The organism is Mammaliicoccus sp. I-M35 (assembly GCF_022386455.1).
Taxonomy (GTDB): domain Bacteria; phylum Bacillota; class Bacilli; order Staphylococcales; family Staphylococcaceae; genus Mammaliicoccus; species Mammaliicoccus sciuri_A.
Map to the genome: position 1 here is coordinate 181,781 of NZ_JAJNIL010000003.1, position 20,306 is coordinate 202,086.

Here is a 20,306-nt window from a genome sequence, read left to right on the forward strand (position 1 = left end):
AATAAATAAAGTTAACTCCATCACTGACTTTGATGAGTGTAGAATTAACTTTATACAGAATCGAGACCTAGTTTAGTAAATTCTTCCTTTGTTTTAAGTAAATATGCCTTTGTGACAGTTTTTGAAGTATAATATTTTTGAAAGAAGGTTCATTCATGAATATATTTAAAAAGATTAAACTATTTTTTGTAAATGAAAAATCGTTTTTAGGTTTTATAGCTGTATCTTTAGTTTTAGTTATAATAGGTAGTATTGGTTATAATTTATATAAAAGTGGTGAAACTCTACTTGATGAAAGTGTAGTTTCAATAGCTGCATTTACTATGCTGATCTATACATCATATCTTCAAAATAAAGATTTGAAACTGACTAGAAAAGAATTAGAGATGACAAGAGAAGAACTCAAAGGAACAAAGGAAGTACAAGAAGAACAAAAGAATCAAATGATTCAAAGTAATGAAATGATGAAAGAAACAATTATACAATCTAGATATTTTGAATTGTTAAAGATTAAAGAAGAAACCTATTCGATCATTGATGTGGAGGATAAGAAAAGTAATTTAAATTTATATATAACAAAATATAGACAAGCCTGTATAGAAGAAATAATTAATAATTTATCAAAGGAAACAAAGCTATATATAAGTGATAATTTGCAAAATGAGACTATCATGATTGTACCAAATATGAATAAGAAAATTGATAGTTTGAAAACTTTAACACCTTTTAAATTTAAGGAACAAATAAAGAAAGTTCCTGATAATGAATTTATATTTGAAGAAATGGAAAAAGTTTATTTAGAAAAAGAAGTGGCTAAAAAACCTACGCTTACTCGTAATCAAGAAAAACTTTTTAAAACTCATAAAACTATTAAAAATCTAATTTATTATTTAGATGATAATAATCGTCCAAAAGGGTTTTGGAATAAAAATAGAGATCAAATTTTAGCTACATTAAATAAATTTAGTGAGAATTCTAGACTGATTTCTGGAGCTAATCCCAAAGTGAAGGATGAATATACTTTATATGAGTTATATAAATCAACATTACTCGAAGAAGAAGAAGTTTTCTATAAATGTGTTGAAGATAAACTTGAATTCGATGAATTAATTGGATAGTAGTTGGTAAATTAGAGTGCACAAATTTTATGTTTTTTCTCAATTTATACATGTCAAGCACAATCAGTAATAAAATCAAAACATTGTCATATCAATGCTTCAAGGACATTTTAAATATTTTAATTAACGCTATAATGACTTCCCCCGTCTCCATTATATAGCCTATAACTCTTGTGGTTATGGGCTTTTTATTTTTGTTGCCATAGTATTGCCACAAATTTGCCACAGTTAAACCCCCTCTAATTCACATGGATGAGGGGGGTATTTGTCTTATTTTTATGTACTAGTGTTTAATTTTTTAAATTTACTTTTATAAAATGTTACCAATACTAATGATAACCAAGATAGAATGATCAGTATTTTAATAGACCAAATAATATGTGAATTATTAATATATAAGCTTGCTAAAGAACTTACATTTGTAAATATTATAAGACCTCCAACTCCTATTGCAAGGACACTAACTGGTAAAGATTTTACTAACCAAGCTGATATAGGAGCAGCTACTACGCCACCTAAGCTTAGGGATAATACTAAAATCCAATTGATTGATGACCAATCTAAAAATATTAAAAAACCTATCGAAGAGGCAACAGTTACAAAAAATTCACTTGCTGAAACTGTACCAACAACGTACCTTGGTTCTAATTTTTTACTTGATAATAACATAGGCGTATTTACAGGGCCCCAGCCACCGCCTCCTATAGAATCAAGTAATCCTGCTACTGTAGCTTGTGGTACTAATACAAAATTAGATATCTTTTTTATACCAGTAATTTTTGGTTCATCTGGTTTATTTTTAAATAGAAATTGATAAATGATATAAATACCTAAAGATAATAAGAAGATTGAGATAAATGGTTTGATGAAATCTCCATTAATATTACTTAAAAAGAATGCACCTATAAATGCAGCAATTGAACCAGGGATAGCAAGTTTCAAGACTGATGGTTTGTGGACATTTTTAAACTTTAAATGTGATGTTCCAGCTGCGGCAGTCGTAAGAATTTCGGCAAAATGGACTGTTGCTGATGCTATAGCAGGGGCAACACCAAATGTAAGTAATACTGATGCAGATGAAGCGCCATATCCCATTCCAAGGGAACCATCTACTAATTCTGCTAAAAATCCAGCTAAAGCAAATATAATAATTTTGTTCATGTAATAGCCTCCAGTTAATTGTTAATTATATTAATCCTATCTGTTTACTAAGGATTAGTACATATATTATCTTTTATTTATACTTATGTCAATATTATTTATAATTATTATTGTTTAATATAAAATTTATTAGTAATAATTTTTTGATTGATTGTTAAAATTTTGTTTTTCAACGTCCCATTATTGCCCCAAATTTGCTCAAAAAAATCCACTGCCTCATTGATGAGGAGTGGATATAAAGTAATATTGTATTATTTTATGAAATATACTCATGCTTTAACAGTGCCATGATATATGCATCTTTGTATTTACCTTTTGTATAAAATTGTTCTTTAAGTAATCCTTCGATATTAAAACCTTTAGATTCGTATATATGAACTGCTTTTTCATTATCTGTATCAACATATAAATAGATCTTATGCATGTTTAATATATCAAATGCATAGCTTGTTGCTTTTTCGAAAGCAAATTTAGCATACCCTTTACCATTAAATTCTGGTTTAATAATTATTTGAATTTCACAATTACGATGAATATAATTAATTTCAACTAATTCTACTATTCCCACAACTTGATTCCCATCTTCTACAATAAACCGTCTTTCTGATTCGTCTAATAAATGCTTATCAAATAAATATTGAAGTTCCGTTAAAGATTCGTAAGGCTCTTCAAACCAATAAGACATAATTGAATATTCATTGTTCAATTTATGGACAAATGGTAAATCACTAACTTCTAGTGCTCTAAGTTTCATAATTACACTCCTATATTTTTCTATTTCTAGTTTAACGAATGAATATAATCATTAGCAAATATATAGTGAAATTATTTTTGGGGATTATCATTATTTAAATGTATTCTATTAATGTAGCTATATCATTTTCAGTTGTAGACCAACTTGTAGCGAAGCGGACTATTTTATGGTTATGATCATATTTTTCCCATTGTGAGAATTTAACATGTTGACTTAGCTCTTTGATCTTGTCATTGTGCATTACAAAAAATTGCTGATTTGTAGGTGAGTCTAGGTATAACTGGTAGCCTTTATTAATAAAGGCTTGTTTTAATTTTAATGCCATATCTATCGCATGTTTACTAATTTCCATATATAAATTATTAGTAAACAGTTCAGTAAATTGTACGCCTATTAATCTACTTTTTGCTAACAATGCGCCATGTTGTTTGATCAATGTCGTAAAGTGTTTAGGTTCGTATTGATTTGTGAATATTATAGCTTCACCACATAGTGCACCTATTTTAGTCCCGCCAATATAAAAGATATCCGCAATGTTAGCTATATCCTCAATTGTTAAATCTGCTTCGTCACTTGCTAATCCATATCCTAAGCGAGCACCGTCTATATATAATGGTATGTCGTAAGATTTACAAACGTTGGATAACTCAGTGAGTTCTTGTTTACTATATAATGTGCCATATTCGGTAGGGTATGAGATATACACCATTCCTGGGTATACCATATGTTCATGATTGGCATCTTCATAAAAAGTCTCAATATAGTCATTTACTTGTTGAGACGAAATTTTGCCAAGAGTTGAAGGAAGTGTTAAAATTTTATGTCCGCTATGCTCAATTGCGCCAGCTTCGTGAGTACTAATGTGCCCAGTATCAGCAGCAATGACACCTTCATATGGTTTAAGTACTGAATTGATAACGACTTGATTGGTTTGAGTGCCACCTACCAAGAAATATATAGAAGCATTTGGAGATTTTATAACTTCTTTAATTTTATCTTTAGCTTCTGCCGTAAATTGATCATTTCCATAACCAGATTCTTGTACATAATTAGTATCGATTAATCTTTGTAAAACCTTCTCATGCGCACCAGCTAAATAATCATTTTCAAAAGAAATCATTTAATTATTCCTCCAATTTAATGTGTTTATTTAAAATATTTTCAATCTTATTCATTGAATCTTGAAGTTCTTTAATTTCGGCATCATCTAAGTCCTTTATAAGTTCTTGAATCTTATCATCTGACGCTTTCTCAACATACTCATTTAATTTCACACCTTCATTTGTTAATGAAAGGTAAAAATATCTATTATCTTGTTCACTACGTTCTCTATAAACTAAGTTTTCTTTTATAAGCTTATTAACAATTCTACTTAAGTAACTTTTATCAATATTAAGTATTTTACAAAGAGATTGAGCAGTAACTTTATCGTGTCTGCCAATTTCACCTAAAGTTCTCATTTCAATTAATGAATATTTGAGTTTAAATACATTATTATCGAATATCCCTAGGATTCTAGTGTAGTAACGATTAAAATGTCTAATATCTTTGATAGCCAAAACGTCCACTCCTTAATAGTTGTATTATGCAACTATCTAAGCATAAAATTAATAGTTGATTTTGTCAACTATTATATTGGGATCACTAGAGTACTTTAACAGAGAGCATAGTTCCTAAATACCAATCTTTCATAAAAACAAATCCCTCTTATAATCATCATGATTGAAAGAGGGATTAATTAGCATATTTAATTGCTAGCTTATTTTTAGAATCTTTTTCAAGAGCTTTATTGGCAACAAATTTTATATTCTCATTTGTAATCATATCAAAATCTGGTTCATCAAGAATTTTTAAAAACTCATTTAACAGATTTTGATTTTTAAATTGTGAAATCTCTAACGACTGCCAATAATGATAATAAGCTAAATCATAAGCACCATCTATATAATTAAAATGAAAATGGTAGAGGCTAGCAGCCATTTCATGATATTCAATTGTATTAACTTGATTAGCAAGATTAGATAAATAAAATGCCAATTTTTCATCTGAAATATCGTTTGACATAAAATATATTAAAATATTATGCATATCTTCGTTTTCTAACATTCTTTGCAATTCAGTTGGTAATAAATTTAATAAAATGTTAATACTTTTCATTGATTTGATTCACCCATTTGATATATATGATCGTTTTTTTGTATAAAATTGTATACATTTCTACCAATAATGTTACGTGTTTTTTGTGTGAGCTTTTAGATATAGCTTTGCTAACTATAACTATTAAAATTTATTGATTCATATTATAATAAAATTGAGATTATGTAAAATATTTACAATGAATGAGATAATACTAATAATTGAGTATTTTGATATAAAATTCAAAATCGTTTTAGGAGGTGCAATATGCTAATAGGTGTAGGAGGACCAATTTCACTAATTATAGTGGTAGTAATAATTTTAGGTGTAGTAGTTTTATTTAAAAAGCTTAAATCCAAATTCTTTAATTAAAGGATTCTATTGAATAATTGTAAACCAAAAATCTGGTTCATTAAAGAAATAGTCTGGGGAATCATTGGTAAAATTATTAATATCTGAGTCTAAGATATCGTCTTCAAATAAAATAATTTCTTTTTCTATACTACTTTTTTCATAAGTAACAATCATGTTGAAGAACAAATGATTTATACCATCAATCGTTTCAGACTTGATATGTTCTAGTGTTAAAAGAATGTTATTATCTTTAAAATCAGTATCTTTTAATATTGTCGCATTCATTTGTGTTGTCTATTTCAAATGACAGTATAAATTGCACTTGTACGCTTTTAAAAGTCCTAGCTAATTTGATTAGTTGGGACTTTTTATAAAATAAATACAAACAACATATACTGTTCGAGCTTAATTAGATTATAATCAAATTAATAGTAATAATTTATTAATTCATATGATTTTATATCTACAATTCAATTGTTAGAATTATAAAAAGAAAAGGGGATAAATAATTGGAGATTAAAGTAGAAAATGAATGTTTTGTGATTGAAAATCTAAAAGAATCACAAATAAAATTATCAAACAATGGCATTAATAAGTCATTTGATTCCGTAAACGGCAAAATAGTGATTAAATTTGAAGACCTACAAGAATTATTAAAGGAAAAAAATCAGCCTTTATTTTTTAAAAGTCAACATGATGAAGATATAATTGTAAATAATGAAATACATAAATTTGGACATACATCGATTAAGAAAAAGAAAGCTACTTATTACATATATATAACTAAAGAAAATAAAATTGCTGTGATATATAATAAAAGGCCAGCATTATTAAACTTCTACAATAAAAATGGTGTATTAGAAGATGTAAATGTTGTTAATAATCAATTAATAATGAAAATGAGTTTTGAATGTTACAACTATAAGCCTACTTATATTGAAGGCAAAATAAAAGTAAGAAATAAAGATATTGAAATTATAGTTAATGGAAAAATAATAGATATTAATCAAAATATGAATACTTTTAAAGTTACAGCTCAACTTGAGATTAAGTTAGAGGAATTAGAATATTTATTTATGGGGGATGTGCCTTTTTATAAATATAATTCAGATATATATGATATAAGTATAAATTATCAAATTGACGAAATGTTGATATCCAAATATTATGCTAGATTAAAATTTTCACAGCAAAATAAATATCTCATTAATGACGGAAATTGGCTAGAATTTAGCGATACGTTTATGTTGCTTTGTAGACCATACCCCACGATATATGGAAATCTTTCAATGAGGCTTATTCCAGTTCCAAAAGATACATATCAATACTATATTTCAGGATCAGTAATGCAAAGAGACAATAACAAAGAAAGTATTGTTTGCTTAGAGTATCCAGAAAAAGCTCAGGAAAATGGTCTTATATTTTTTAAATGGTTAGTAAAAAAATATGGCAAAAAATTAAACATTTATTATTTGATCAGTTCAGCAAGTAATGATTTAGAAAATTTAAAAGGATATGAAAATCATGTTATTTATTACAAATCTAAAGAGAATTTAGCAATTGCATATAATGCAAGCGTTATTTGTCATTCTCACTCGGCAGGATATGTGTTACCATTTGCTACTAATAAAACAGAACAAATGATAAATCAAAAGAATAGGGTATTTCTGCAACATGGCATTATTGGTTCAAAAGATGTAAGTTCAATTTATGGTAGAAAACCTAACGATAAAATCGCAGACTTATTTGTAGTTTCTTCTAATAGAGAAAGAGAATTGGTCCATAAAGATTATGGTTTTGAAAATAATGAAATAATATTGACCGGGTTACCAAGATTTGATGAAGTTATTAAAACTAGAAAAGACAAATATAAAAAATTTAAAAATAAGAATAAAATCTTGATCATGCCTACTTGGAGAACAGGGATGCATACATTCTCTGATGAAAAATTCATGGAATCAAAATATTATAAAGAATTTCAAACATTAATCAATAACCCTAAGATTTATGAATTAATTGAGGAAAAAGGATATAAAGTATCTTTATATTTGCATCGTAACTTCCAAGTATTTAATAAACTTTTTTCTTCGGAGTATATTGAAATTCTTTCAGAACGTGATCATGATGTTAAAGATTTATTAGCTGAGTATCAGGTTTTGATAACAGATTATTCTAGTGTTGGATTAGATTTTGCTTTAATGCATAAAAAGGTATTATATTATAGACCTAAAGAAATATTAGGTGATGATTTTGTGGAAGAAACAACTGACTTATTGCCAGGTAAAGTGATAACTACTCAAGATGAGTTAATGAGTGAATTAATAAATACTTCAATGTATAAAGAACATAAAAATAATTTAGATAAAATATATAAGTATTCAGATAAAAAAGCATGTAAAAGGATAGCAGAAGAGATGTTAAGTTATTTTAATTTGAATAGAAAGTTTTAACACAGAGGTTAAGAAAAAGTCCTAGCTAATTTGATTAGTTAGGACTTTTTAAAGGCAATAACTGTATTTGAAAATCAAGTTGATTAGGTGCTTAAATTACAGCTAAATGCAGCATTTATTTATAGACAATATTATGCTAAATTTAATTAAAAATGATCAAGTTAGATAGATGGTGGCTAATCTCTTATAAAGGGGTGATGCCTATGGTTATAGTTGTTACTCCTAGAAAGGAATAACATGTCTGACTATGAGATTTTAATGATAGTCTTTACTGTCATTGCTTTAGTCATGATTAAAGAAAACCAAAAAAAATAACCATCACTAACTTTGACCGAGTTTGATGGTTATTTAAGCATTTATACAAAGTCACCGTCTTTTTAACGGGCTCACTTGGGTGATACACAATATGTGTGTCACCCTTTTTCTATATATAAATTAACATATTTCATTTATGTTGTCTATTTCAAATGATAGGTTGAAGGTGTAGAAGAGTAAATAGAATTATCCGCTCAAAAATAAATATAAAAAGTCTATACTAATCAAGTGTAATTAGATTATAATCAAATTAATAATATTATATTTATATAAGGGGGAGAAATATGAAAAAGCTAATTGTTTTATTATTATCATTATTACTAGTATTAGGAGCATGTGGAGAGAAAAAAGAAGAATCAATTTTAGATCCTGCACCAAAAGATGAGAAAAAAGACAAGAAAGAAACTAAAAAAGAAGATAAAGAAAAAAATGATTCAAAAGATAAAGAAGCAACTAAGGAATCAGAACCTAAAACAGAAGAAGAGACTACTGAAGATAATATAACTAATGAGCAACAAGTAACAGAAGAAGTAAATACTTCAGAACAACCACTTCAAGAACAACAAAGTGTCGAACAGCCGGTTGAACAAGAGCAAGTTTCTCAGAATCAGAATAATCAAGCTAATGAATTGAATGACTTTTGTGCTAATGCCTATCCTGAAATACCAGAACCATGCAGAACACCAGCTATTGAAGAAGCTGGAAAACAAAAGTATGAAATGGAAATGAAAGCAATGGAAGACAGAGATAATGGTGTAATTTCTGAAGAAGAAAGTATTAGAAGACAAGAAGAAGCAACTCAAATTTTAATAGATGCTCAAAGAAGTGAATTTGGTCAACCAACAAATTAAAAAATAAATTTTTATAAATATCTGATTAACAAAAAGTCCTAGCTATTTAATTAGCCAGGACTTTAATTATTTCTCCAATCTAAATATACTGATGGCTAAACCGATTAAGACGGTGCCTATTGCATAGTCGAGGATGGATTTAAATTTGTGATTATTAAATAATTGTCTTATGTAATTAAATAGAAAGCTACAGATAAAGAACCACACAAATACTGTGATGATAAATAAAGAGGATAGAATGATTATTGTCATTGATCCGTCTTGTTTTGTAATAAATTGAGGTAATATACTCACATAAAATAGTATTGCTTTCGGATTAAACATTGTACTTAAAAATCCTTGTTTATACGATGAAGTCAGACTAATATTAGATTGTATTGTTGGTTCAGTTGTAATGTTAAAAGTCTTTTTAGCATTTAAAATGGTCTTAACACCTAAATAAGCAATATAAACAGAACCTAATATTTTGATAGCACTAAAAACATAATACGAAGTTGTTAATATAAAAATTAATCCAAATGCTGCTAAAGCTGAATAAAAAACATGTGCACTCGATATTCCTAAGCCAGCCATAATGCCATTTTTAGCATTTCCTTTTAAAGTATTATTCAATACAATGAAGAAATCTGGTCCTGGAATAATAATGATCATTAATGCAATAACTACGAAACTTAACCAATTATCCATATATGCAACACCTCTTATTGATGATTTGTTTTAAATAATATAACAAAGAAATATTAAAATAACTATACTATTTTATAATTAAGTGGTATTTTTCACTGAATTTAAAGGGTGTTTTAGAAGAGTTATATGAAATTTTCATGGGCAATGTGTTAAGACATGTTGCCCTTATTTCATAAGTATATTACTATTATTCATAACAAATGTTATTTATTAATTATGGAATTAATTAAAATACTAAAGGTGATTAAATGAAAGCATTCTTATTGTTGATGGCATTTATTGTTGAAGGTTTACTGATATTACTAGGAATAGGCTTTGATCTTTATACAGGGCATCTTGGTATTAGAGATGCATTTTATGATTCATGGATTACGAGTCACTTTCATGTGAAGCGGAATACGGTAGGTATGTTAACTGCAGTGGCTTTTGCTTATCTTTCTTTAATGACATTGTTTATTATCGTCCATATCGTTTATAGAGAAAAGGGAGAAAAAATTAAAATAATGTCTGCTTTATTTATTTTAGGCACTATGGCTTATGCATTTTATATATTTATAAAAGGTATCAATTATCTAGTTGAATTTGCTTCTGTACATTTATAAATTAAGATAGGAGGCGTCATATGGGTAAAGAAAATAAAAAACATAAAGCTGATAAATTATCTTTTGGGGATTATTTAGAAGGGTTCTTTTATATTGGAGATATTATCAGAGCAATATTTGTTACAATTCCAAGAGCTATAGGCTGGATATTTAGAATGATATTTCGATTATTTGACTAAAAACATCGTAAAGGTGTTTTTATTTTTTTTGGTTTGAATCCATTGAACAATTTTTATTTATACATGTTGTAAATATAATCTTTTAAGGTAATTTAATCGAACAAGATAATAAAAACATACGATAAATTTTTGTGAATTTAGTATAATTAACAAGTGAATATTTAAGTAGGAGTAAGTGTTATGAAAAAGATTATATTGTTATGTGTAAGTATTTTATTCCTAGCAACTATTGCTAGTGGTTGTAGTAATGTAAGTACTGATAATAGTGAAGATGATAACGTAAAACAAGAGAATATAGCATTAAAAAGCAAACAAAAAGAATTAGAAGAGACAAATAAAAAGCTAAAGGAAAAAATAGAGACTTCCGAGAAAAATTCTAATTATAATGAGAAAACTACTCAAAATGATACGCAAGAAAAATCATATAAACCAGGTACAACTGACAGAATTCCAGTTGAATTAGCGGGTACTGTTGATGGAGATACTGCGAAATTTATTTATAATGGCAGCCAACAATCATTTAGGTTTTTACTAATTGATACACCTGAAACGAAACACCCAAGACTAGGTAAGCAACCATTTGGACAAGAAGCATCAGATAGAACGAAAGAATTGTTAACAAATGCAAATAAAATCGAAGTAGAGTTTGATGTAGGTGGACAAACAGATAAATATCAACGTTATTTAGCATACATATATGTAGACGGTAAAATGCTTAATGAAATATTAGTGAGAGAAGGATTAGCTAAAGTAGCATATGTATATCCACCAAGTACAAGATACTTAGATAAATTAGAAAGTGCACAAGAAAAAGCCAAAGAAGAAAAATTAGGCATTTGGAGTTTAGGAAGTGCATTTGAAGATAATCAAGCAAGCACACAACAATCCACAACTGAACAACCAGCATCAAATAATACTCAAAGTTCAAACGGAGCAGGAAATTCTGCAACACAAACACCAAATAATTCTTCTCAAAATGCAGGATCAGAATATTATCCAAATTGTACAGCACTTAGAAAAGTATATCCCAATGGCGTACCTAGTACACATCCAGCATACAATGGTAAACTAGATAGAGACAAAGATAACTTTGCATGTGAAGTAAATTAATTAGCGTTTAAATTAGTAATTATTATAGTTTCAACCATTATAAGTGGTTGTATTGTTGCTTTATTTGCGAATTGGTTACGCAAACAGAACAAAAAATAATAGGTGACTAACCACACTAAAAAACCCCCTTATTCTCCGAAAATAAGGGGGTTTGGTGTTGTCCATGATGGAAGCTAACATGGTTGTATTGTATGGAAATATTATACAATATTGTTAAGTTCAATTCAAAAGTTTTCTTCACAATTTTCAATGTATATATACTGAAATTTAGCGTGTTATGTACCGTTATAAGTGATACAATAGATTTTAAATTATTTAATGTGAGGTTTGAATGATGACAAATGTATATTTTTTAAGACATGGTGAAACGGATTGGAATTTGGAAGGTAGAACGCAAGGTAGAACGGATATTCCTTTGAATCATAATGGCGAATTACAAGCAAAGGAAAGTGGAGCAGCTTTAAAGGATAAAGAAATTGATGTGATTATTACGAGTCCTTTAAAAAGAGCTAAAAAAACTGCTGAAATTGTTCAAGAACAATTGAATGTAGATCTGATTGAAAGAGAAGCGTTTATTGAATTATCGTTTGGTGATGCTGAAGGTTTGACGCTAGCTGAAAGACTCGAACGATTCCCAGATCGAATTTATCCTAATAGTGAAGATGGGTCTAGCATTGAGCGTAGAATTTTAAATGGATTGTCTGAAATACATGAAAAATATCCAAATCAAAATGTAGTAGTTGTATCTCATGGCGCCTTCATTAATGCCATATTATATCATTATTCAAATGGAGAAACAGGGACAGGAAAAATTAAACTTACAAACGGTAGCATATCGTCGTTAAAAATATCAGACGATAAAGTAGAAATATTAGAATGTAATCAAGTGAATCACTTGTCTCAATATAAGAAAATTGGTGAGATATAAATAAAACTACCTAAGCTTTAGTTATCTATATTTCTATACTCATAACTTAAACTTATCATTCAAAATACTAAATTAGTCATATTTATTATGATTTATTTGTGATAGTTTGAATATAAAGGAAATATAGAGAGAAAGAGGATATTATGTTTGTTTTCATTTTAACGGAAGTGTTATTACCGCTTCTTATTTTAATTTTTGTTGGGTTTTTATTGCAAAGAAAGTTTGCATTTAATTTAAAACATTTTTCTACACTTATTACTTATTGTTTAATGCCTGTTGCGGTTTTTGCGAATATTTATGATATTACGATTCAGATGGATTTGTTGTTAAAGGTTCTATACTATATTGTAGCTTATAGTATAGTGATGATTTTAATTGGTAATTTATTTGCTAAAGTATTGAATCTTCAAAAAGGTGAGAGTGCTGCTTTAAAGAATAGTATCTCTTTAATGAATTCTGGGAACTATGGTTTGCCGGTCAGTCAGTTAATCTTTAGTCAAAATCCTATTGGTGTTGCGGTACAAATCTTCGTGCTTATTTTCCAAAATCTACTTACGTATTCTTATGGTATGTATAATTTACTTTCCACTACTAAAAGTTTAAAAGATATTGTCATTTCTTTTTTGAAGCTACCTGTTTTTCACGCACTGATTTTAGGGATTATATTTCAAGTAGGGCATATTAAATTATCTCAAGTGTTTCTTATTCCTATCCATCAAATTTCAGATAGTTTTGCGCCAATTGCTTTAATTTTATTGGGTGCTCAATTAGCGCATATTAAATTGAAATTATTGCATAGAGCGATTATGGGATCGTTGATTGGTAGGTTGATAATTGGACCACTTATTGCACTTAGTTTAATTTATATATTCCATATTGATGGTGTTATTGCACAATCGTTATTTATAGCTAGTGCATTTCCAACTTCAAGAAATACATCAACAATTGCTTTTGAATATGATGTGGAACCAGAACTACATGCTCAAATTGTATTATTCTCTACATTATTAAGTTCAGTCACAGTTTCAATCGTCATTTATTTTTCATATATACTATTTACTTAAGTGAATATCGTTTAAATTTATAATGTCCGTGCTTACTAATATGTAAGCGTGGACATTTTTTATTTGTATACCATTAGATGAAAAGTGTATATTATTATATTTAAATATTAAGTTGACACTATAAAAAAGTGAGCGTATACTCTTTAAACATGAAAAGGAGCTGTATACGTTTGAAGTTTAATAAAAAGAAAATCAACGTCGTAGATATCGGTATGGCAAAGAAAAGTGTGTTTGCTACTGGTATTGGTAATGCAATGGAATGGTTTGACTTTGCACTATATTCTTACCTTGCAGTTATCATTAGTAAGAATTTCTTCAGTCCAGTTCAAAATGATGAATTAAAATTAATTTTCACTTTTGCAACATTTGCGATAGCATTCTTACTTAGACCAGTGGGCGGAATCGTCTTTGGTAAAATAGGTGACAAGCTAGGTAGAAAAGTTGTCTTAACATTTACAATTATAATGATGGCAATTTCTACTTTGATTATTGGACTATTACCTACATATGATCAAATCGGAGTTTGGGCACCAATTTTATTATTGCTAGCTCGTATTTTACAAGGTTTCTCAGTAGGTGGGGAATATGCTGGTGCGATGGTTTATATCGCAGAGTCTTCACCGGATAATAAAAGAATTAGATTAGGTAGTGGTTTAGAAATCGGTACTTTATCTGGTTACATTGTGGCATCTATCCTTGTTACAGTATTATTCTGGACATTATCAGATGCTCAAATGAATTCTTGGGGTTGGAGAATTCCATTCTTCTTAAGTGCACCAATTGGATTGATTGGTCTTTATTTGAGAACGCATTTAGAAGAAACACCAATTTTTGAAAATGATATCGCTGATCAAAAAGATCAACTAAGCGTTATTGAAATTATAAAACAATATAAAAAAGATATCTTATTATGTATTGTGTTTGTAGCCTTCTTCAACATTACAAACTATGTATTATTAGGTTACATGCCATCATACCTAGATGAAACGGTTGGTATTAGTGATCGTATTAGTACACCGATAACAGCGGTTGTATTACTGATTATGGTACCGTTCGCACTTACATTTGGTAGACTTGGTGACAAAATAGGTAATAAGAAAGTGATTTCTTTCGGTCTAATCTTAGGTATATTAGTATCTGTTGTTTCATTCCAATTCTTAAACATTGGTGGACTAGGATTCTTATTCCTTGGATTACTATTGCTAGGTATCGTATTATCAGTTTACGAAGGTACAATGCCAGGGTCATTACCAACATTGTTCCATACAGATATTCGTTACAGAACATTATCATGGACATTTAATATTTCAGTTTCGTTATTTGGTGGTACAACACCATTAGTAGCTTCATGGTTAGTACACGTGACAGGTAATAATTTAGCACCTGCATTCTATTTATTAGGTGTGAGTATTATTGGTCTGATTGTTGTCTTAACATTATTTGAAGATACTTCTAAAAAATCATTAAAAGGTTCTTATCCAACTGTAGCATCGAAAAAAGAATTTGTTCATGCTGTAGAAAATCCGAAAGATTCATTATGGTGGCATAACGAAAGTACAAAATCATAATTTATATTAAAGAGTCTGGTACAGAAATGTTCCAGACTCTTTTTCATATTTATAGAAATATGAGGGTCAACATTGCAAGTGAGGTGTGACAAGCAATGTTGGAGGGCTGAATATTGCAAGTGAGGCGCGACAAGCAATGTTGGAGGTGTGAATATTGCAAGTGAGACGTGACTAGCAATGTTGGAGGACTGAATATTGCTAGTGAAGGGTGACTAGCAATGTTGGAGGTCTGAATATTGCTAGATTGATCAAACAAGCAACATAGACTCCTCCTATGTTGCAAGACTACCCAAACAAGATAAATAGCGGCCTTGTATTTATCAAGACTGGTGAAACAAGATAAATAGGAGCTTCGTATTTATCAAGACTGGCCAAACAAGATAAATAGAAGCTCTGTATTTATCAAGACTAGCCAAACAAGATAAATAGGAGCGTTGTATTTATCAAGACTAGCCAAACAAGATAAATAGTCGCCTTGTATATTGCAAGACTGATCAAACAAGCAACATAGAAGCTCACGCTAATATTGATTTTTCCTTATAAAAAGACTGGGACATAATATAATGTCTCAGTCTCTTGTAGTATCTTGACAGTAGATAACTGAATTGAAATGCGCTTGTACTAAGCTTTTTCAACTCTAGTCATCCTTGCAGGAACGGGACTAAGAAATTTTTTATATGTGTAATGAAAGACTTAATTGGGTAAAGTAGTGAAGTAGTAATAGTAAATGATATATTGTAAGAGGAGCTGATAAGGATGGGAAACATAGTAAAACGTATTTTAAGATATGTTGGTACAGTATTAATTATGAGACTTATAAGAAATCTTTTTAGTAAAGGTTCTAATAAACGTTAAAGAATCATGAATTTCTTTAGATTATTATTAAAATAATGTTTAGAGTTTATATACGTCGGGTATTTTATTATTACAAAGCTATTTACCTAGAGTGGTTTTGAAAATATTTATTCGTATATGACATAAGCACCGCACAAATTTGTGTGGTGCTTTTATTTGTAAATATATCTGTATCAAAAAAGAAGCATATCACAAAATCAATTAAGTGATATGCTTCTTTATATTTATTGTACTTTCTATTTTTTAATTGCTTTTAAAATGAATGAAAGTACTAAGATTAAGATGATTGAACCGATTAATGCTGGAATAATTGCAATTCCACCTATGACTGGTCCCATATCTCCTAATAATTTACCACCAATTGCTGAACCGATAATACCTGCGATAATATTACCAATAATACCGCCTGGAATATCTTTACCTAAAATAACACCTGCTAGCCAGCCGATTAAACCGCCGACGATTAACATTAATATAAAGCCCATATATAATTACCTCCTATTTTTACACTTCTTTATATATATCCAATGTGAAGATTCGTTAAACACTTATAAAGAAAATAATTGGTAAAATTAAACAATAATTGTAGTAAATAGTTGGTTTTTTAAAATATTGGTATTATTTTATGAGCTTTCAGGATATCTTTAGTCCAAAAATATTGTTTGCCTTGTCCTGTATATGCTGGTACTAAAACATCATTTCTAATACAGGCATAGAACCATTCTGGATCGACACCACTATATAATAAAGTTTGGTATTCAATAAAATCTGATTCCCAGTTTATATTAAGTTCTTTCATACTATACACTCCATAAATATTAAGCTTTATGACCTGCGATTAAGTCTTTTCTTTCTAATAATGTACCACTATTTAATAGGCTTGAACCACGCATCACAACATCTTTGCCATATTTCATACGTATAAAATCTAAATGATTTTCGAGTGTCTCTGTCTTAATTTGATATGGATCATCGAATAAAGATAGTTGCTTAATTTGGTTCGGAATAAATTTACCAAATGATATAGCAATCGTTCTATAAAGTCTGTCCGGTTCTAATCGTTGAGATAAATAATCCCATAATAATTGTGTGATAACATAAGTATTCATGAATCCCGTTTTATTTGTAAATTGCTTCCGCACGCCTCCAACGTCTGCATAACCGACACTCACGCTAATACGTGTAGGGTATAAATTGAGCTTTCTAGAACGGAAATAAACTTCATCTACTTGTTCATTTAATACAGTCTTAAGTTCATTCATACTGTAATCACGCATAAGTATTTGCGACTTACCTAGAGATTTATCATATATACGATGAGGATTTCTAATGACACTTTCATCAATACCATTAGCATGCAAATGAAGGTCAACACCAATAACGCCAAAGTCCCGCTTCAAATATTCCACAGGATAGTTAGCTAAGTGACCAATTGTAAATATCCCTTTCTTATTAAGCTTAGCTTCTGTACGTCGATTGATTCCCCACATGTCTCGTAAAGGTTGAATGGACCAAACTTTAGACGGCACATCTTCATAGCGCCATTCCGATATCCCAAGACTTGTATGCTTAGCATCAATATCCATTGAAAGTTTAGCGAGTAATAAATTAGATCCAATGCCAATCGTGCTACGAATTTGAGTATAATTAAATATACGCTCTTGAAGTTGCATCGCTAATGAAAAGGGAGAATGCGCAAATAAATGATAAGACTCTGATACATCCATAAAGAATTCATCTATACTGTATTGATGAAAATCTTCAGGAGCAACATAATCCAAAGCAATTTTGCTAATCTGTGTTGATAATTGCATATATTTCTTCATAGATGGATTAATAACATAGATATCTTTACGTTGAGGTATTTCATATAAACGAGAACCTGTTTTAATGCCAATTGCTTTTAAAGGTGGTGTAGCTGCCAGGACAACAGAACCTTTACGCTTCGTATCAGCCACAACAGCTAGCTTAGTCGTTAGCGGGTTCAAACCTTTTTCAATACATGAAACAGACGCAAAGAAACTCTTTAAATCCACACATAAAATATCCCGATTTAGACAATAACTGTAGTCATACATAAAAATCACCCTAGTCATATTGTACTTTTATTATACGAACATACGTTCTATTTTGTAAAGTATAAACTTGTGTAAAAGCACAATATATTATCATATGATGATTATGACGTATTAGATTAAGACTTTAAATCTTGCCATTCTTCTCGTAAAAGCCCCATTCTAATAGAGTCGTAATAAGTCCCGTTATAATATCTTACTTTTCTAATTCTAGCTTCCATCGTCATACCAAGACGTTCTCCAATTTTGATCATCCCTTTATTTCCTGACCAAGTTGTATAACCAACGCGAACAATATCTAAAGTATTGAATAAATGATCAATCCACATACGCATGACATTAGTGCCAATGCCTTTACCCCAATTATCACACTGATAGATTGAAATACCCATCTCTAGCCATTTAGAAGGTTCATGTTCCCAATAATAAGAGACTGTACCAATAACTTCGTTGTTGTATATCACAGCCCATCTATTCGGAACATTGATCCAATCATCTTTTTGAAGTAAAAAATCATCATACGACATAGCATGGTGAGGAAAATAAGGCGCATCCCATAACTTCCATTCAGGATTTGAATCTTTAAAAGCCATCTGCCATATACTATTTAAATCTTCTAATTTAATAGGTCTAATACGTAATTCGCGATTTTTACCCATGTTATCCCTCAGTTCTGTATAAAATAATTAAAATTATTTTATCATGTGAATTGGAAAAATTATACTTATTTCAGTTTTACAGTTTTTGACAATTATATTCACTAATTATAAAATATAAAAAAGAGAGGTGCTCATTATGTCAGAATATGTTACGAGAAATGAATTTGAACAATTGCTCTGATTTAAGCTAGTATTAATAGATACATTAATTTACTAACAAAAGAGGGATATGATGAGTAAATATTTTATTGGAATTGTACCACCTGAACCTATGTATAGTACGGTACTTAACTTACAACATCAATATATGGATAGAATAGGTGTAGAACCACATATTACTTTAAAAGCTCAAAGTAATTTAACAATAGATGAAAATTGGATAGAAGATATTACTAATTTGATTAATCATACTTCTAAATTTACTGTAACACCAAAACAAACAGATTATTTTGGTAAAGAAGTATTATACGTGTCATTTGATTCATTAGAAATTCATGACTTACATCAACAAATAGTGGGATTATTAAATGTTACAAAGGAAATGCAACAAAAGTATTTTGAAGGGGATTTATATGTACCACATTTAACTGTTGGTAAACAAAGTTATGGAGATGACATTAGTACTGGAAATAATATAAATAATTTGTTGAACATGGAAAAAGAATTGAATCAGAAAGATATATTTAAACCATTTCAAGTGAATGAGGTTTATATTTATAAATATGTAAATAATAAGTATGTTCGCCTAAAGAAAGTTGGATTGAAAGATTAAAATTGATAAATACATTTTTTAGAATCTAAATTTACTAATTATAAAATATAAAAAAGAGAGGTGCTCATTATGTCAGAATATATTAGGTGTGTTTTAATAAGAGAGACTTAATCTTACAAAATTGTAAGCTTAGAAGCCTGTTGTGACAACAATGTTAGGACTATTTCAAGTGAGATGATGCTATCATTTTACTTGAAAGGAGAGATAACATTGAAAGGTTTATTAAAAGGTATTGTTTTTCTAATTATATTTGTCATTTTATGTTGTTGTTTATTAATCGTTATATTTAGTACATCTGGCTCAAGTGAGATTAAAGGTGTATCAGATCAATTAAATCCATTTATGAAAGAGAAATACGCTTATGTAAAGACAAAGCTACCTGATGCTGTTGAAGAACATAATATTAGAAGATATAAGCAAGATATTGTAGATGAAGATGGTAAACGTACGAAGGTGGAATTTATATCATCAGATGAGCTTAAAACAAATCACTATTTAAAAATTAAGCATAAAGGGACACATGTGGAATCATTTGAAGAAGTTGATAAAAGTGAAATACCAAAGAAAGCTCTAAACGCTATAGAATAGAGGGAACGAGATAATCAAATTATCTCGTTCTTTTTTTACTTGTAATAAATATTTAATATAACGAAATATTCTTCAAGTAT

23 protein-coding genes are annotated in these 20,306 nt (G+C 29.1%); 12 read left to right on the forward strand and 11 right to left on the reverse strand.

Annotated features, from left to right (window positions below; all coding sequences use genetic code 11):
• The first annotated feature begins 155 nt into the window (after window positions 1-155).
• A complete protein-coding gene (locus LQ679_RS05155; RefSeq protein ID WP_239762231.1) occupies window positions 156-1,118 on the forward strand; it encodes a DUF202 domain-containing protein in 963 nt (320 codons plus the stop codon).
• A 276-nt stretch (window positions 1,119-1,394) separates the two neighbouring features.
• Here the strand turns inward: LQ679_RS05155 and LQ679_RS05160 are convergent, their stop codons facing one another.
• From LQ679_RS05160 to LQ679_RS05185, 6 genes are all read right to left on the reverse strand, one after another.
• A complete protein-coding gene (locus LQ679_RS05160; protein ID WP_239762232.1) occupies window positions 1,395-2,279 on the reverse strand; it encodes a sulfite exporter TauE/SafE family protein in 885 nt (294 codons plus the stop codon).
• Between the two features lie 256 nt (window positions 2,280-2,535).
• A complete protein-coding gene (locus LQ679_RS05165) occupies window positions 2,536-3,033 on the reverse strand; it encodes a GNAT family N-acetyltransferase (RefSeq protein ID WP_239762233.1) in 498 nt (165 codons plus the stop codon).
• Between the two features lie 94 nt (window positions 3,034-3,127).
• On the reverse strand, window positions 3,128-4,153 hold the full coding sequence (locus tag LQ679_RS05170) for a threonine aldolase family protein (protein ID WP_191836312.1): 1,026 nt from the start codon (window positions 4,151-4,153) through the stop codon (window positions 3,128-3,130).
• Window positions 4,154-4,157: 4 nt separating this feature from the next.
• Entirely contained in the window at window positions 4,158-4,592 is a 435-nt protein-coding gene (locus LQ679_RS05175; protein ID WP_191836311.1) for a MarR family winged helix-turn-helix transcriptional regulator, read from the reverse strand.
• 175 nt (window positions 4,593-4,767) lie between these two features.
• Window positions 4,768-5,190 (reverse strand): hypothetical protein, encoded by a 423-nt coding sequence (locus tag LQ679_RS05180; protein ID WP_126476632.1) that lies wholly within the window; start codon window positions 5,188-5,190, stop codon window positions 4,768-4,770.
• Window positions 5,191-5,547: 357 nt separating this feature from the next.
• Window positions 5,548-5,808, reverse strand: a complete 261-nt coding sequence (locus tag LQ679_RS05185) for a hypothetical protein (RefSeq protein ID WP_191836310.1) — start codon at window positions 5,806-5,808, stop codon at window positions 5,548-5,550.
• A 224-nt stretch (window positions 5,809-6,032) separates the two neighbouring features.
• Here LQ679_RS05185 and LQ679_RS05190 point away from each other — a divergent pair, with 224 nt between their 5' ends.
• Together LQ679_RS05190 and LQ679_RS05195 are read left to right on the forward strand one after the other, a co-directional pair.
• Window positions 6,033-7,973: a CDP-glycerol glycerophosphotransferase family protein gene (locus LQ679_RS05190; protein ID WP_191836309.1), complete on the forward strand. Its 1,941-nt coding sequence runs from the start codon at window positions 6,033-6,035 to the stop codon at window positions 7,971-7,973.
• A gap of 599 nt (window positions 7,974-8,572) precedes the next feature.
• Entirely contained in the window at window positions 8,573-9,139 is a 567-nt protein-coding gene (locus tag LQ679_RS05195) for a hypothetical protein (protein WP_191836308.1), read from the forward strand.
• A gap of 66 nt (window positions 9,140-9,205) precedes the next feature.
• Here LQ679_RS05195 and LQ679_RS05200 read toward each other — a convergent pair whose 3' ends face one another.
• Window positions 9,206-9,826 carry a LysE family translocator gene (locus LQ679_RS05200; protein WP_037588780.1) on the reverse strand — a complete coding sequence of 207 codons (621 nt, stop codon included), beginning with the start codon at window positions 9,824-9,826 and terminating at the stop codon, window positions 9,206-9,208.
• A gap of 248 nt (window positions 9,827-10,074) precedes the next feature.
• Between LQ679_RS05200 and LQ679_RS05205 the strand changes: the two genes are divergently transcribed.
• From LQ679_RS05205 to LQ679_RS05235, 7 genes are all read left to right on the forward strand, one after another.
• The gene (locus LQ679_RS05205; protein WP_191836307.1) at window positions 10,075-10,428 is read left to right on the forward strand and encodes a hypothetical protein; all 354 of its coding nucleotides are present in this window, start codon (window positions 10,075-10,077) and stop codon (window positions 10,426-10,428) included.
• Window positions 10,429-10,448: 20 nt separating this feature from the next.
• Window positions 10,449-10,607, forward strand: coding sequence for a hypothetical protein (locus tag LQ679_RS05210; RefSeq protein WP_159315288.1), 159 nt, complete (start codon window positions 10,449-10,451; stop codon window positions 10,605-10,607).
• A 180-nt stretch (window positions 10,608-10,787) separates the two neighbouring features.
• Entirely contained in the window at window positions 10,788-11,717 is a 930-nt protein-coding gene (locus tag LQ679_RS05215; RefSeq protein ID WP_191836570.1) for a thermonuclease family protein, read from the forward strand.
• Between the two features lie 18 nt (window positions 11,718-11,735).
• Window positions 11,736-11,816, forward strand: a complete 81-nt coding sequence (locus LQ679_RS05220; protein WP_126476718.1) for a type I toxin-antitoxin system Fst family toxin — start codon at window positions 11,736-11,738, stop codon at window positions 11,814-11,816.
• Between the two features lie 235 nt (window positions 11,817-12,051).
• The gene (locus LQ679_RS05225; RefSeq protein ID WP_191836549.1) at window positions 12,052-12,645 is read left to right on the forward strand and encodes a histidine phosphatase family protein; all 594 of its coding nucleotides are present in this window, start codon (window positions 12,052-12,054) and stop codon (window positions 12,643-12,645) included.
• 143 nt (window positions 12,646-12,788) lie between these two features.
• A complete protein-coding gene (locus LQ679_RS05230; RefSeq protein WP_037588786.1) occupies window positions 12,789-13,709 on the forward strand; it encodes an AEC family transporter in 921 nt (306 codons plus the stop codon).
• Window positions 13,710-13,879: 170 nt separating this feature from the next.
• Window positions 13,880-15,277 carry an MFS transporter gene (locus LQ679_RS05235; protein WP_025904835.1) on the forward strand — a complete coding sequence of 466 codons (1,398 nt, stop codon included), beginning with the start codon at window positions 13,880-13,882 and terminating at the stop codon, window positions 15,275-15,277.
• 1,091 nt (window positions 15,278-16,368) lie between these two features.
• Here LQ679_RS05235 and LQ679_RS05240 read toward each other — a convergent pair.
• The 4 genes from LQ679_RS05240 to LQ679_RS05255 all read right to left on the reverse strand — a co-directional run bounded on the left by LQ679_RS05240 (window position 16,369) and on the right by LQ679_RS05255 (window position 18,866).
• Complete coding sequence (locus LQ679_RS05240; protein WP_025904335.1) at window positions 16,369-16,617, reverse strand: GlsB/YeaQ/YmgE family stress response membrane protein; 249 nt, start codon at window positions 16,615-16,617, stop codon at window positions 16,369-16,371.
• A gap of 119 nt (window positions 16,618-16,736) precedes the next feature.
• Window positions 16,737-16,931, reverse strand: a complete 195-nt coding sequence (locus LQ679_RS05245; protein WP_191836550.1) for a hypothetical protein — start codon at window positions 16,929-16,931, stop codon at window positions 16,737-16,739.
• A 19-nt stretch (window positions 16,932-16,950) separates the two neighbouring features.
• Window positions 16,951-18,210 (reverse strand): Y-family DNA polymerase, encoded by a 1,260-nt coding sequence (locus tag LQ679_RS05250; protein ID WP_126476625.1) that lies wholly within the window; start codon window positions 18,208-18,210, stop codon window positions 16,951-16,953.
• 116 nt (window positions 18,211-18,326) lie between these two features.
• Window positions 18,327-18,866 carry a GNAT family N-acetyltransferase gene (locus tag LQ679_RS05255; RefSeq protein ID WP_191836551.1) on the reverse strand — a complete coding sequence of 180 codons (540 nt, stop codon included), beginning with the start codon at window positions 18,864-18,866 and terminating at the stop codon, window positions 18,327-18,329.
• Between the two features lie 232 nt (window positions 18,867-19,098).
• Between LQ679_RS05255 and LQ679_RS05260 the strand changes: the two genes are divergently transcribed.
• Complete coding sequence (locus LQ679_RS05260; RefSeq protein ID WP_159315280.1) at window positions 19,099-19,638, forward strand: 2'-5' RNA ligase family protein; 540 nt, start codon at window positions 19,099-19,101, stop codon at window positions 19,636-19,638.
• A gap of 210 nt (window positions 19,639-19,848) precedes the next feature.
• The gene (locus tag LQ679_RS05265) at window positions 19,849-20,226 is read left to right on the forward strand and encodes a YxeA family protein (protein ID WP_159315279.1); all 378 of its coding nucleotides are present in this window, start codon (window positions 19,849-19,851) and stop codon (window positions 20,224-20,226) included.
• Window positions 20,227-20,306 lie beyond the last annotated feature (80 nt).